14 protein-coding genes are annotated in these 13,239 nt (G+C 69.5%); 7 read left to right on the top strand and 7 right to left on the bottom strand.

What is annotated here, in order from left to right:
* Positions 1-69: 69 nt before the first annotated feature.
* The gene (locus tag ACIP79_RS07100; protein WP_401220352.1) at positions 70-1,524 is read left to right on the top strand and encodes a YibE/F family protein; all 1,455 of its coding nucleotides are present in this window, start codon (positions 70-72) and stop codon (positions 1,522-1,524) included.
* Positions 1,525-1,630: 106 nt separating this feature from the next.
* Here ACIP79_RS07100 and ACIP79_RS07095 read toward each other — a convergent pair whose 3' ends face one another.
* From ACIP79_RS07095 to ACIP79_RS07080, 4 genes are all read right to left on the bottom strand, one after another.
* Positions 1,631-2,068, bottom strand: coding sequence for an SsgA family sporulation/cell division regulator (locus tag ACIP79_RS07095; RefSeq protein ID WP_383679181.1), 438 nt, complete (start codon positions 2,066-2,068; stop codon positions 1,631-1,633).
* A gap of 99 nt (positions 2,069-2,167) precedes the next feature.
* Positions 2,168-2,932, bottom strand: a complete 765-nt coding sequence (locus ACIP79_RS07090; protein WP_401220349.1) for an IclR family transcriptional regulator — start codon at positions 2,930-2,932, stop codon at positions 2,168-2,170.
* Positions 2,933-3,486: 554 nt separating this feature from the next.
* Positions 3,487-3,699 carry a DUF5326 family protein gene (locus ACIP79_RS07085; RefSeq protein WP_365440758.1) on the bottom strand — a complete coding sequence of 71 codons (213 nt, stop codon included), beginning with the start codon at positions 3,697-3,699 and terminating at the stop codon, positions 3,487-3,489.
* A 164-nt stretch (positions 3,700-3,863) separates the two neighbouring features.
* Positions 3,864-4,181 (bottom strand): cupin domain-containing protein, encoded by a 318-nt coding sequence (locus ACIP79_RS07080; RefSeq protein WP_383679188.1) that lies wholly within the window; start codon positions 4,179-4,181, stop codon positions 3,864-3,866.
* 80 nt (positions 4,182-4,261) lie between these two features.
* On the opposite strand from ACIP79_RS07080, the gene ACIP79_RS07075 reads away from it, so the two are divergent.
* From ACIP79_RS07075 to ACIP79_RS07055, 5 genes are all read left to right on the top strand, one after another.
* A complete protein-coding gene (locus tag ACIP79_RS07075; protein ID WP_401220345.1) occupies positions 4,262-4,642 on the top strand; it encodes a phage holin family protein in 381 nt (126 codons plus the stop codon).
* 9 nt (positions 4,643-4,651) lie between these two features.
* Positions 4,652-5,143, top strand: coding sequence for a low molecular weight protein-tyrosine-phosphatase (locus ACIP79_RS07070; protein ID WP_401220342.1), 492 nt, complete (start codon positions 4,652-4,654; stop codon positions 5,141-5,143).
* The gene (locus tag ACIP79_RS07065) at positions 5,140-6,285 is read left to right on the top strand and encodes a cystathionine gamma-lyase (RefSeq protein WP_401220339.1); all 1,146 of its coding nucleotides are present in this window, start codon (positions 5,140-5,142) and stop codon (positions 6,283-6,285) included. Before ACIP79_RS07070 ends, ACIP79_RS07065 begins: the two co-directional genes overlap by 4 nt.
* A 238-nt stretch (positions 6,286-6,523) precedes the next feature.
* Entirely contained in the window at positions 6,524-7,429 is a 906-nt protein-coding gene (locus ACIP79_RS07060) for a LysR family transcriptional regulator (RefSeq protein ID WP_401220337.1), read from the top strand.
* A gap of 100 nt (positions 7,430-7,529) precedes the next feature.
* Positions 7,530-8,012 (top strand): NUDIX domain-containing protein, encoded by a 483-nt coding sequence (locus tag ACIP79_RS07055; protein WP_401220334.1) that lies wholly within the window; start codon positions 7,530-7,532, stop codon positions 8,010-8,012.
* A 51-nt stretch (positions 8,013-8,063) separates the two neighbouring features.
* On the opposite strand, the gene ACIP79_RS07050 is transcribed toward ACIP79_RS07055, so the two are convergent.
* Positions 8,064-9,680 (bottom strand): globin domain-containing protein, encoded by a 1,617-nt coding sequence (locus tag ACIP79_RS07050; RefSeq protein ID WP_401220332.1) that lies wholly within the window; start codon positions 9,678-9,680, stop codon positions 8,064-8,066.
* Between the two features lie 824 nt (positions 9,681-10,504).
* Here ACIP79_RS07050 and ACIP79_RS07045 point away from each other — a divergent pair.
* Positions 10,505-11,371 carry a GNAT family N-acetyltransferase gene (locus tag ACIP79_RS07045; protein ID WP_401220329.1) on the top strand — a complete coding sequence of 289 codons (867 nt, stop codon included), beginning with the start codon at positions 10,505-10,507 and terminating at the stop codon, positions 11,369-11,371.
* Between the two features lie 83 nt (positions 11,372-11,454).
* Here the strand turns inward: ACIP79_RS07045 and ACIP79_RS07040 are convergent, their stop codons facing one another.
* Positions 11,455-11,877: a heme-binding protein gene (locus ACIP79_RS07040; protein WP_401220326.1), complete on the bottom strand. Its 423-nt coding sequence runs from the start codon at positions 11,875-11,877 to the stop codon at positions 11,455-11,457.
* Between the two features lie 115 nt (positions 11,878-11,992).
* Complete coding sequence (locus ACIP79_RS07035; protein WP_401220323.1) at positions 11,993-13,213, bottom strand: MFS transporter; 1,221 nt, start codon at positions 13,211-13,213, stop codon at positions 11,993-11,995.
* Positions 13,214-13,239 lie beyond the last annotated feature (26 nt).

Genomic DNA, 13,239 nt, shown 5'->3' with positions numbered 1-13,239 from the left:
GCCTCCACGCTAGCGTCCCATCGGGCGCGCTGAACAGTGGGCCCCGTGCGTTCTTGCGATGATCGGTCGGTGACCACGATGCAGCAGCCTCCTATTCCGCCGTCCGAACCGCCGCACGGACAGGGCCCCGGCGACGGCCACGGACACGGTCCGGGCGGGGGCCAGGGATCCGGTGGCGGGCAGGGCGGCGACGGCCACGGTCATGGGCACAGCCACAGCCATGGCCCCGCCGCCCCCGTCTCCAAGCACCTGCGCAAGGTCATCGCCGCGGTGCTGATCCCCTTCGCCGTAGCGGTCGTCGTGGGCCTCGTGGTGCTCTGGCCGGGCGGCGCACCCGGGCACGAGCGCACCGGCGTCGGTTTCGACCGGCAGACCCAGCAGGCGACGGTCACCAAGATCGACAAGGTGGACTGCGATTCGGTGAACGCCTCGGGGGAGACCCCGACCGGCGACACCTCCACCGCCGAGGGTTCCTCCGCGCAGCAGCAGGCGACGGGCGACTGCAAGAAGGCGACGATCCGGGTCGACACCGGCAACGACAAGGGCCGTACGTTCACGGAGATCGTCCAGCCGGACCAGTCACGCCAGTTGGAGGAGGGCGAGAAGGTCGTGGTCGCCTACGAGCCCTCCGCGCCCAAGGATCTGCAGTACTCCGTCAGCGACGTGAACCGCAGGATCCCGATGACGGTGCTCGCCGGGATCTTCGCCCTGGTCGTCGTGGTCGTGGGACGGATGCGCGGCGTCATGGCGCTGGTCGCGCTGGCCGTCAGCTTCATGATCCTGACGTTCTTCATCCTGCCCGCGATCCTGCAGGGCTCGAACCCTCTGGTCGTCGCGGTAGTCGGATCGAGCGCCATCATGCTGATCGCGCTCTACATGTGCCACGGCCTGTCGGCCCGGACCTCGGTGGCGGTGATCGGCACCCTGCTCTCGCTGATCCTGATCGGGCTGCTCGGCTCCGTCTTCATCGACTGGGCGTCGCTCACCGGGAACACGGACGACAACACCGGCCTGATCCACGGCCTGTATCCGTCCATCGACATGAGCGGCCTGCTGCTCGCGGGCGTCATCATCGGCTCGCTCGGTGTGCTCGACGACGTGACGGTGACGCAGACCTCCGCGGTCTGGGAACTGCACGAGGCGAATCCGGCGATGGGCTGGCGCGGCCTGTACCGCGCGGGCATCCGCATCGGCCGCGACCACATCGCCTCGGTCGTCAACACGCTGGTCCTGGCCTACGCCGGCGCGGCGCTGCCCCTGCTGCTGCTCTTCTCGATCGCGCAGAGCAGCGTGGGAGCCGTCGCCAACAGCGAGTTGGTCGCCGAGGAGATCGTGCGCACCCTGGTCGGGTCGATCGGCCTCGTCGCCGCCGTACCGGTCACGACCGCGCTGGCCGCCCTGGTGGTCTCGGCCGACCGCACGGGGGGCCGGGTCCGGCCGGGCGCTCCGGAGGGCCCCAAGGAGCCCGTGGGGGCCGCCAGGACGCCGGTACGCGGCGGGAAGGGCCGCCGCCGCAAGCACTGAAGTCCCGTGCCGCCCGAGCCCCTTGCCGGGAGCCGTGCCGCCGCTGTCCAGTTCCCCGGGCCGCCTGAGAGGAAGCGTTACGCCTCTGTTGACTCGGAGTGACCGCTCAGCCCGCGCTCTGCTCCTCCGCGAGGATGCGGTCGAGCGCCTCGTCGAGATGCGCCTCGAAGTCGGCGAGGGAGCGCTCCTGGCCGAGCGGCACCAGCTTGTCCGTACGGTCGAGGAACGCCACGAGCGGTGCCGCGCCGGACCGGAACAGCGCGTGGTCGCCACCCACCTGAAGCCGGATCAGCACCTCGCCGAACGCGTCCGGGTCGGCGGGGGCGATGTGCACATCCCCGTCGCCACACGGCCTGCCCACGCCGTCGACCAGCAACTCCCGTCCGAACGCCCAGGTCACGGGCGCGTCGCCGGGCAAATGAAAGGTCAGCCGCACCGCGTACGGATCACAGGTCTCGTATCGCAGCTCCACCGGGATGCGGAAGGAGAGCTCCTCCGACACCAGGAAGCTCATCATGACCTCTGCCTGCACCGACTCGCGCATCGCCTACCCCGTCGTTTGCCGTCGACTGGCCAGGAATCGTCCCCCTGACACTGCTGGAATCTTGCTCAACGTATACGACGGATTACAAGGAGTGAGTTTTCAGATACTGATAGAGATGGCGAGTGTCCCCAGCAGCCTGCCGATTTCCCCTTGCAACTGGCGTACTGCCGGGAGGAGTCGGTCGGCCTGATGCGACGGCAGGGAGATGGCCATGGTCGACGCGGAGCTACCGACGGTGAGGGGAATCGCGGCGCAGACGGTGCCCAGTGCGTACTCCTGTCGCTCGATCACGGGTTCCATCCGGCCGGCGCGCTCCAGGCGTCGCAGCAGGCTGTCGCTGTCACGCACGGTGTAGGGAGTGATCGACTGCACCGGATAGCGGTCGAGATGGTCCTTGCGCGCCTTCTCGTCCAGCTGCGACAGCAGACACTGGCCGATCGCGTGGGCGTGCCCGGTCTCCCTGAAGTCGGCCCACTCCTCCACCGCGGGACTGGCCGGTGAGTCGGCGACGCAGATGACCTCGATCTCGCCGTCGCGGTACGTCGCGTAGTACACGGGGACACCGATGGAATCGCGCCATTGCGCGAGCGCGTCGTTCATCGTGCTGCGACGTTTCTGCTGGGCTCCGCTGCTGCTCAACCGCTCGGCGGCCTCCCCGAGGACGAACAGCCCCTTCTCACGGCGCAGATAGCCCTCGTGGGCCAGCGTGCGCAGCAGGTGGTACGCCGTCGGGAGCGCGAGCCCCGCCTCCCTGGCGAGCTGTTTGGCGGGCGCTCCCTGCTCGCGCGCGGCGACGGCCTCCAGGAGGCGCATCGCTCGCTGTACGGAGCCGATGAGGGTGGTGGCGTGCGGCTCCGGCGGCACGGCCTCCGTCGGCGGTGTCCGGGGCCGGGAGAGCGGGGCGTGGGCGGCCGCGGGCGGGGGGCGCGTCGCGGCGGTCCGGGTGTCCGGCTCGGCGGCGGGCGACGCCGTTGGCGGCCTCGTTGCCTCGCGTGTCTCCGCGGCGGGTGGGCGTCGGGTGTCGGGTGTCGACGCGGGCGGCGTGGTGGCGGCGTGCGTCTCCGCGGGTGACGTGCGTGGCTGGGTCGGGGGGACACGAGACCCCGCGGACGTGGCGGTCCGCTGGAGGGGTGGGGTGTGTGAGGTTGCGGGTGCGGTGTGTGAGGTTGCGGGTGCGGTGTCAACCGTGGCCAAGGGGTACTCCCTGAGCGCGAGGGGGACCGCCCGTGTGGGGGGACACGGGAGGGAGTGTGCGCTGCCCGCGGGTTCGGCCCCGCGTCGAGCCCCCGGACCTTAACCGCCCACCACCGCCCGAGGTCGGCCCCACCGGGAAACTTCCCCCGGCAGAGGGAACCTCCGTTCCCCTTTGCCCGCTCGCCCGTTACCGATCGCTCACCCGGTCGCGTCGCCCGGCCGGCTCACCAGTCGCCGCGCGAGGACGAACTCGTCGTGAACTTCCGTACGACGTAGATCAGTCCGCCGACCAGCGCGACGAAGATCAGCGCCTTGAAGAGCAGGCCGATGACGAAGCCGACGACGGTCGCTATGAGACCGCCGAACACCACGAGGGCGATGACCGGCACCGCGACCCACTTCACCCACCACGGCATACCGTTGAAGATCTCTCGCATCGCCCTTGTCCTTGCCTCTGTCCGCCCGTCGCCCCAAGTCCGGGGCAGTGCTCGCGGGTTCTCCGATGTCTCGCATCCGATGCTAGATCCGCGCGGGACCGGACGGGGGCCTCGGACCCCTTGTTCCCCCCTGACCGTTCCCCTAGGGAACCCTGAGACCGGCCTCAGCTCTCGGGCGGAGAGAAGACCACCAGAACCCGCAGGTCCTCGGTGATGTGATGGAACTTGTGGGCGACTCCCGCGGGCACGTACACGACGCTGCCCCGCGCCACCTGAGTGGTCTCCAGACCGACCGTGATCGAGGCCCGTCCGCTCACGATGAAGTACACCTCGTCCTGCTGGTGCGGCCGCTGCGGGTCCTGCTCCCCCGCGTCGAGCGCGTACAGGCCGACCGACATGTTCCGCTCGCGCAGAAACTGCAGGTAGGCACCGTCATTGGCGGCGCGTTCCGCCTCCAGTTCATCCAGCCGGAATGCCTTCATCGCCCTCGTCCGCTCTCGTACGCGCCTGCTCTGTCCACAGCCGCGCTCGCCAGTCGATCTCTTCTGCCACGATCAGACACATGAAGAATTTCGTAGTCAAGACGATCGCCAACGCCGCGGCCCTGGCCATCGCCGTCTGGGTGCTGGACAGGATCACCCTGACCGGTGACAGCACCGGCAAGAAGATCGGCACCCTGCTGCTCGTGGCACTGGTGTTCGGCTTGGTGAACTTCCTGGTCAAGCCGATCGTGAAGGTGCTGACCTTCCCGCTCTTCATCCTCACGCTCGGCCTGATCACCCTGGTGGTCAACGCTCTCATGCTGATGCTCACCTCGTGGCTGGCCGACAAGCTGGACCTGAGTTTCCACGTCGAGGGCTTCTGGACCGCCGTCCTGGGCGGCCTGATCATCTCGATCGTCTCCTGGGCGCTTGCCGTCGTCCTGCCCGACGACAAGGACTGAGTGGTCTCGATGACCTTCTCCGTCTGTTTCGTCTGCACCGGCAACATCTGCCGCTCCCCGATGGCCGAGTCCGTCTTCCGCGCCCGCGTCGAGGAGGCCGGGCTCGACGGCCTGGTCGAGGTCGACAGCGCGGGCACGGGCGGCTGGCACGAAGGCGACGGCGCCGATTGGCGCACCGTCGCCGTCCTGGAGGCGGCCGGCTATGAGAGCGATCACACGGCCCGGCAGTTCCAGGCCTCCTGGTTCAGCCGACTCGACCTCGTCATCGCCCTCGACTCCAGCCACCTCGAGGCCCTGCGCCGCCTCGCGCCCACGCCTCGGGACGCGGAGAAGGTCCGGCTGCTGCGCGCGTACGACCCCGGCGCGGATGCCGATCCCGACGTGCCCGATCCGTATTACGGACATATAGAAGGCTTCACCGAATGTCTTGAGATGGTGGAGGCGGCGAGCCGCGGACTGCTCGCCGCTGTGCAGGAGCAAGTGGAGGGACGAGCGGCATGACGTCAGGGGATTTCGTCACGGGTAGCGGTGACGGCACGCGCGCGGTGCGGGCCGGACTGCCCGAACCCGTCAAGTACGAGCCGACGCTCCCGGGCCCGGTCTTCGCCGCGCACTTCCATCTGCCGGGGGAGCCCACCGGTCCGTACACCTACGGCCGTGACGAGAACCCGACCTGGACCCTCCTGGAGCGCGCCATCGGCGAGCTGGAGGCCCCCGAACTGGAAGGCGTCGAGACGCTCGTCTTCCCCTCGGGCATGGCCGCCATCTCGGCGGTGCTCTTCTCCCAGCTGCGGGCCGGCGACATCGTGGTGCTGCCGGACGACGGCTACCAGGTACTGCCGCTGGTGCGCGAGCAGCTGACCGCCTTCGGCATCGAGGTGCGCACCGCGCCGACCGGCGGCGACGCACAGCTCGACGTGCTGGACGGCGCGAAGCTGCTGTGGATCGAGACCCCCTCGAACCCGGGCCTCGACGTGTGCGACATCCGGCGGCTCGTCGCGGCGGCACACGCGCAGGGCACCCTCGTCGCCGTCGACAACACCCTCGCCACCCCGCTCGGACAGCGCCCGCTGGAGCTGGGCGCCGACTTCTCCGTGGCCAGCGGCACCAAGATGCTGACCGGACACGGCGACATCCTCCTGGGATACGTCACCGGGCGCGACGCGTCCCTGATGGCTCCCGTGCGGCGCTGGCGGAAGGTCGTCGGCGCCATCGCCGGGCCGATGGAGGCATGGCTGGCACACCGCTCGCTCGCCACCCTCCAACTGCGTGCCGACCGGCAGACCGCCACCGCCCTGACGATCGCCGAGGCACTGCGGAACCGGCCCGAGGTGACCGGGCTGCGTTATCCGGGGCTGCCCGACGACCCCTCCCACAAGATCGCCTCGGGGCAGATGCGGCGCTTCGGGTGCGTGGTGTCCTTCACGCTCCCCACGCGCGAGCGTGCCGACCGGTTCCTGGAGGCCCTGCGCCTGGTGGACGACGCCACGAGCTTCGGCGGAGTGCGGTCCACGGCCGAGCGGCGTGGGCGATGGGGCGGCGACGCCGTGCCCGAGGGCTTCATCCGCCTCTCCGCCGGCGCGGAGGATCCCGAGGACCTGGTGGCGGACGTGCTGCGGGCGCTCGACGAGTCCGAGGACTGAGTCCCCACCAGAGCCGGCCACGCCCCTCCGGGCCGCGGCTTCTGGTGCCCCCGCTATGGCCTACGGACGGTCCGAGCCTCCCCCCTCGTGGCTCGGACCGCCCCGGTTCTCCGCGCGAAGAACCGCGCGCACAAGGCTAGTTGACTCTGTGTCAGTGTCCAATCACAGTAGCGACAGAGACCTATCGACATATTTATAGTTGGGGCTCCGGCGAGGTTGGTGGGAGGGGAGGGGCGTCGTGGATCTGGCGTTGCTGCGCACGTTCGTGACGGTGCACCGGGCCGGTTCCTTCACCCGCGCCGCCGCCCTGCTCGGACTCTCGCAGCCCGCCGTCACCTCACAGATCCGTGCTCTGGAGCGGCAGTTGGGCAGGCCGCTCTTCCTGCGCCAGGCCCGCGGGGTGACCCCCACGACCATCGGCGACGAACTCGCCCACAAGGCGGCTCCGCATCTCGACGCCCTGGTGGAGATCACCGAGACCGGGCTCGACGTGGATTACTCGTCCCGAACCCTGCACCTCGCCGGGCCACCCGAGTTCACCGCTGAACGGGCCCTGCCCGCGCTGACCGAGCTGATCGGCGACGACGGCCAGAGTCTGGCCCTGCGCGCCTCCTTCGGAAACGCCGAGGAGACGCTGGAAGGACTCGCCGCCGGACATCATGATCTGGCCATCACCACGGCCCAGCCGCGCGGCGCGCTGCTTGCCGCGACTCCGCTCTGCGACGAGGAACACGTCCTGATCGCCTCCCCCCGCTGGGCAGCCCGTATCGGTCCGGGCAAGCTGCGCCGCAAGGGGGCCCACGCACTGGAGAACTTCCCCGTCGTCGAGGTCCACGAGTCACTTCCCCTCGTCGCCCGCTACTGGGCTTCCGTCTTCGACCGCCGCCCGGCTGCCTCCGGCACCGTTGTCGTGCCCGATCTCCGCGCGGTACTCGCCTGCGCCGCCACGGGCGCGGGCCTCGCCGTGCTTCCCCGGTATCTGTGCGCCGCCGCCCTGGAACGCGGCGACGTCGTGGCGCTCCTGGATCCGGCGGTGCCCCCACTGCGCACGTATTTCCTGGTGGTCCGCACCGGCACGCTGGCGTTACCGCACATCGCACGTGCGCACGAGTGGCTGCTGCGTGCCGCCGCCGACTGGTCGTGACGGCGCCTCTCTGGCCTCCTTGTCCCCTTCTGGGCCCTCTCCTGGCGTCCTGGCGGCTTCGCGATGTTTCACGTGGAACCAACCGGGCCACATTCCTCCCATGACCGTCCGACCCGTGGTCAAGCGCACCGCACGCGCCATCCTGCTCGATGGCGACGACCTGATTCTCATCAAGCGCACCAAGCCCGGCGTCGATCCCTACTGGCTCACACCGGGTGGCGGGGTCGAACCGGAAGACGCGACTGTCGTCGACGCGCTCCACCGTGAAGTGCACGAGGAACTCGGCGCCAAGGTCATCGACGTGGTGCCCTGCTTCGTCGACACCGTCGAGCACATCGGCCACGACGAGAGCTCGACCGGCGTGAAGGTGCAGCACTTCTTCGTCTGCCACCTGGAATCCATGGATCCGGCGCTGCGGCACGGACCCGAGATCGACGAGCCGTGCGGCGAGTACGAGACCGTGCGGGTCCCCTTCACCCGCGTCGGCATCGCTTCCGTGCACCTCGTGCCGCTCTCCCTGCGGCACTATCTCGACGGGAACATCGAGGGCGTACGGGCCATGCACGCGCCCGACCTCGGCTGACTCTCAGCCCGGGACGCGCCGTGTCGGGCCGCTAGTGCCCCGAACCCGGGCTCAGTCCCCCGCTGCGACGAGTTCCTCCACCGCGTCGTGGCGTATGCGGTCCGACGGCATCCCGATGTCCCTGAGGGCGTCCACCCCGCTGCGGATCATCCCGGGAGGCCCCGAGAGGTAGGCGTCGAACTCGTTCCACGGCCCGTACTCGCGTATGACGTCGGGCAGTTGGATATGACCCTGCTGGTCGACCACCGGGCGTACCGCGAGCCACGGGTGGCTCTGCTGGAGCCGCAGCATCGTGTCGATGTCGTACAGATCGTGATCGGTGCGGGCGCCGTAGAAGACCTCGACCGGGCGCCGCTCACCGTGCTCGGCGACATCCTCGACGAGTGCCTTGATGGGCGCTATGCCCGTGCCGCCGCCCAGGCAGAGCAGTCCGCTGTCGGTGGTGTGGTCGACGGTCATGGAGCCGGTCGGCGGCCCGAGGCGTACGTGGTCACCGGGCCGGGCGCGGTGCACCAGCGCATTGGACACCCAGCCCGCCGGCACGGCCTTCACATGGAAGGACAGCAGGCCGTCGGAGCGGGGCGCCGAGGCGAACGAGTAGTGACGCCAGATCCGCGGCCACCACGGTGTCTCCAGGCTCGTGTACTGCCCGGCGAGGAAGGGGTACGGCTGGTCCGGGCGGACGGTGATCACCGCGATGTCCGGGGTCCTGAGCTCGTGAGCGACGACTTCGGCGTACCACCAGGCCGGGGCACGCAGTTCGTCCTGCGCCGCGGCGTCGATCATGACCTGCGAGATCGTCGTGTACGTGCGGACCCAGGCCGCCTCCGTCTCGGCGTCCCAGCTCGCGGAGGCGAACCGGCTGAGCGCGCCGATCAGGCACTCCCCGACGGCCGGGTAGTGCTCGGGCCTAGTGCCGTACTTGCGGTGTCCACGCCCCAGGTTCTGCAGGTACGCGACGAGGACCTCGGTGTTGTCGATGTGCTCGGCGGCGGTCAGCAACGCCTTCAGCAGCCGGTCCCGTTGGGTGTCCATCGCGGCGGGGAACAGCGACCGCAGTTCCGGGTGGCGCACGAAGAGCAGCGCGTAGAAGTAGGAGGTGACCTTGTCGGCGACGGGGCCCGCTTCCGCCATGGTCCGACGGACCAACACGGCGTCCGGAGACGCCGCGGGAGCGGAGGGGGAACGCTGAGCGTCAACCGGCGGCTCCGGGGCGGGAGCAGGGCGCTCGGCGCCAGGAGCGGGGCCGGGCTGCGGTCGTGCGGTCTCGGATGCCGGGCCACGTTGCGGTCGTACAGCTTCGGGTGCCGGGCCCGGTTGCGGTCGTACGGCCTGGGGTGCGGGCCTCTGCTCCCGGGGCGCCGTTGGAATATGTGCTGCCTCCGGGCGTCCGGGGTCAGCGGTCTCGGGGTGCCCCACAGGGCGTATTCGCCGTTGCGGATGCGTGCCCTCGGCCGGTGCGGAGGTCCGCCCGAAGGGTCCCGCGTCGGTGGGATTGCTCTCGGTCGGCCGCCTCACCGGTCGCAGCGCGGCCAGCCGGCTCCCCTCCACCTCCCGCTCTCCGTCGGCTGACGTCGGTGCGGGGTCCTTGCGCGGTGTGAACCAGCCACTCCCGCCGTTGCCGCCGGAAGCGCCCTTGTCGGCCGACGTGGTGGTCGGAGCGTCCATGGTTGTGCCTCGCCTCGAACATCTTTCGGTCGGTCTGCGCACCTCCGCGGTCGGAAGATGCCTGCTTTCCCCCGCAGACGGCTCGCTTTCTTTCCTGGTTCCGCCTCCGTGGGTCAATGCGGCCACATTGAACCCGGATTACCGCCCCGTACGCACAAGTAAGGCAGGAATGTGACATTGGCCGCAGTCTTCTCACGGCAGCGTCGCACCCCGGGCCGAAGCCCAGCCGCATAACGGAAAATGCGGGCCCTCGATCTCTCCGTCCCGTTAGGCTGCATTGACGTGCGTTCGTGCCTGCCCGCGACTTGCGTACATCCCGGTGGACGCGAACCGGACTCGACCATACCGGCAGCCGTCTCACACACAAGTCCCGCCCGCGTTCGGCACGAATTGGCGGGGCTCAAGCGTCACTGGCCTCAATTGCCGGGCACCGAGGGCCAATTCATGGACACCTCACAGTCTCAGACCCACATAAGTGCGGCCGGACAGGACCGTCGGAACACCATCCCCCGACCGCCGCCGATACCGTTACGGCACTGAACGGATCGGCATGCGACAGCGAGTCGCCGTAAGCCCTCGGGGTACCCCTGGCTCACCTCGAATTCTTCACAAGCCCGGTCCGTGATCTCCACCTTGATCCGGCGTCGAGAATGCCGGCCGGGTTCATCGGCCTGGTCGACGGGGAGCACGACCGAAAGGCATGGGTTGTTTCACGTGAAACGTCCGCTCGCATGCCATCTGGTCCGCTGCGGGCTGACCAAGAGCGCCCGCTCACTCTGCAATCGAGTGGACGTCGCGGACCCGGTTGAGACAGCCTGAACCGCGTGTCGACACCCACCCTCGCCTCACTGCCCATCCGCCGCCTGACGCCTCGTGATCTCCTCGCCTGCGCCGACCTGTCCGAAGACCGAGGCTGGCCCCGTGAGGAACACAAGTGGGGCCTCCTCCTCGCAGCAGGGACGGGATACGGCATCGACGATCCCGACGGCGGACTGGTCACCGCCTGCGTCGTGACCGAGTACGGGCCGCGTGAACGCCCTGATCTTGGCGTGATCGGCATGGTGCTCGTCGCCGAGCGGCACGCCCGCCAGGGAGTCGGCCGGCGCCTGATGCGGCATGTCGTCGAGGAGATGGGCACCATCCCACTGACGCTGCACTCCACGCCGTACGGACGCCCGCTCTACGAGGAGTTGGGTTTCAAGGTCACCGGCCGGGCCGAGATGGTCCGAGGACACTTCACTGCCGACGGGCCGGACTCCAAGGTGTTCACGCGCCCGGCCACGGCCGGGGACCTCCCCGAGATCCTCCGGCTCGACGAGGAGATCTTCGGGTGCGACCGCACTCATGTGATCACTCGGCTGCCTGCCTTCTCGGACCAACTGCGTGTCGCCGAGGGCGGAGGCCGGATCAGCGGATACCTGGCCGCCTGGCCGAACATGGATGACCACGTGTTGGGTCCGCTGATCGCCCACGACACCGTGACCGCGAAGGCGCTCATCGCCTCACTGGCCGCCCGCACCGACCGCCCCCTGCGCACCGACATCGATGTACGGCACGAGGAGCTGCTGTCCTGGGTGAAGGACCACGGCCTCGCGCCCACCGGCTTCAACGCGGTCATGACGTACGGGATCCCGGAGCTCCCCGGGGACTGGACACGACGCTTCGCTCCCCTGACGGTGGCGGCCGGCTGACGGACGGCGGTCCGACACCGAGAACGGCGCAAGCGACGGTCCCTTCAAGTGAGGGAGACCGCCGCTTGCGCCCCGCAGCACTGTCAGACGAGGGCCGCCACACCCGCTTCGGCGAAACCGTGGTCCTGGTCCGGCGCACCGCCGCCGACGCCGACAGCACCGATGAGTCGGCCGTCGCGATGAACCGGCACACCGCCCGCGATGAACAGCAGCGGGCGGTCGAGCGCGGTGGGCAGGGTGTGGAAGAGGCCGCCGGGCTGGACCGCCTCGACGAGGTCCGCGGTGGCCGAGTTCAACTGGAGTGCCGTGTAGGCCTTGCGGGTGCTGGTCTCACCGGAGATCAGCACGGCCTGGTCGTCGCGCCGGAAGGCGAGCAGGTGACCGCCCGCGTCGAGGACGGTGACACTGACGCGGACCCCGGCCGCGTCCGCTGCACGGCGAGCGGCACTGACGAGGATCTCCGCATCCTCAGTGGTCAGCGGGGCAACGGCGGTGGTGGTGCTCATGAGGGGTTTCTCCTTGTGAGGGGTGTTGATCGAGTCGTGCTGAGTCACAGCAGGTGATTCCGAGCCGAGTGGACGCGGGGACGGCCCCGGCCCCACTAACCGGTCCCGGCCCCGGTCAGTGGGGGACGGCGGTCCGCTGCTCGGCGGCCGTGCCACCGGCGACGACGGCGTCGCGAGCGGCGGCGCCGGCAGCGGTGCGGCGCTCCAGGGTGGCCGAGACGACGGCGAGGACGAGGGCGCTCCCCGCGAGGGCGGCGCCGACCCAGTTGGGGGCGGTGTACCCCATGCCCGCCGCGATGACGATGCCGCCGAGCCAGGCCGACAGGGCGTTGCCGAGGTTGAAGGCGCCGATGTTGACGGCCGAGGCGAGCGTGGGAGCGCCGTGCGCCTGGTCGAGGACGCGCTTCTGGAGCGGGGGCACGGTGGCGAACCCGAGAGCGCCGATCAGCGCGATCGTGAGGGCCGCGAGGATCTTGTTGTGCGCGGTGACGGTGAACAGGGCGAGCACGATGGCGAGGCCGCCCAGGGACACGTACAGCATCGGCATCAGCGCGCGGTCGGCGAACTTGCCGCCGATCAGGTTCCCCCCGACCATCCCGAGGCCGAAGAGGACCAGGAGCCAGGTGACGGACCCGTCGGCGAATCCCGTGACGTGCGTCATCATCGGCGCGATGTAGGTGATGGCCGCGAAGACGCCGCCGAACCCGAGCACGGTCATCGCCATGGCCAGAAGAACCTGGACGTTCTTGAAGGCGGCCAACTCGTGACGGAGGTGCACGCCTTCGGGCTTGGGCAGTTCGGGGACCAGCTTGGCGATACCCAGCAGTCCGACCACTCCGAGCAGCGCCACACCGGCGAAGGTGACGCGCCAGCCGGCGGACTGTCCGATGAGCGTGCCCAGCGGGACGCCGACCACATTGGCGACGGTCAGACCGCTGAACATCATGGCGATCGCGCCGGCCTTCTTCTCCGGGGCGACCAGTTCGGCGGCGACCACCGAACCGATGCCGAAGAAGGCACCGTGGGCGAGGGAGGCCACCACTCGGCCGGCCAGCATCAGACCGAAAGCCGGTGCGACGGCCGAGAGCAGATTGCCGAGTACGAACAGCCCCATCAGCAGCATCAGCATCCGCTTGCGGGACACCTTCGTGCCGAGTGCTGTCATGATCGGGGCACCGATCACCACGCCTAGGGCGTAGCCGGTCACCAGTAGTCCGGCGGTGGGGATGGAGACACCGAAGTCACCGGCGACCTCGGGCAGCACACCCATGATCACGAACTCGGTGGTTCCGATTCCGAAGGCCCCGATCGCGAGGGCCAGAAGCGCGAGAGGCATGGTGGGGTAACACCCTTCCAGAAGAT

The sequence above is a fragment of the Streptomyces sp. NPDC088747 genome, assembly GCF_044751025.1.
GTDB lineage: Bacteria > Actinomycetota > Actinomycetes > Streptomycetales > Streptomycetaceae > Streptomyces.
The sequence above is the reverse complement of the archived record's forward strand: the minus strand, read 5'-3'. Positions and strand labels throughout refer to the sequence as shown.

What these genes read in the sequence shown, in the direction of transcription:
- ACIP79_RS07070 (WP_401220342.1), top strand. Translation starts at nt 4,652, where the DNA reads ATGACCTTCTCCGTCTGTTTCGTCTGCACCGGCAACATCTGCCGCTCC.
- ACIP79_RS07050 (WP_401220332.1), bottom strand. Translation starts at nt 9,680, where the DNA reads ATGGACGCTCCGACCACCACGTCGGCCGACAAGGGCGCTTCCGGCGGC.
- ACIP79_RS07085 (WP_365440758.1), bottom strand. Translation starts at nt 3,699, where the DNA reads ATGCGAGAGATCTTCAACGGTATGCCGTGGTGGGTGAAGTGGGTCGCG.
- ACIP79_RS07035 (WP_401220323.1), bottom strand. Translation starts at nt 13,213, where the DNA reads ATGCCTCTCGCGCTTCTGGCCCTCGCGATCGGGGCCTTCGGAATCGGA.
- ACIP79_RS07080 (WP_383679188.1), bottom strand. Translation starts at nt 4,181, where the DNA reads ATGAAGGCATTCCGGCTGGATGAACTGGAGGCGGAACGCGCCGCCAAT.
- ACIP79_RS07095 (WP_383679181.1), bottom strand. Translation starts at nt 2,068, where the DNA reads ATGCGCGAGTCGGTGCAGGCAGAGGTCATGATGAGCTTCCTGGTGTCG.
- ACIP79_RS07055 (WP_401220334.1), top strand. Translation starts at nt 7,530, where the DNA reads ATGACCGTCCGACCCGTGGTCAAGCGCACCGCACGCGCCATCCTGCTC.
- ACIP79_RS07065 (WP_401220339.1), top strand. Translation starts at nt 5,140, where the DNA reads ATGACGTCAGGGGATTTCGTCACGGGTAGCGGTGACGGCACGCGCGCG.
- ACIP79_RS07040 (WP_401220326.1), bottom strand. Translation starts at nt 11,877, where the DNA reads ATGAGCACCACCACCGCCGTTGCCCCGCTGACCACTGAGGATGCGGAG.
- ACIP79_RS07075 (WP_401220345.1), top strand. Translation starts at nt 4,262, where the DNA reads ATGAAGAATTTCGTAGTCAAGACGATCGCCAACGCCGCGGCCCTGGCC.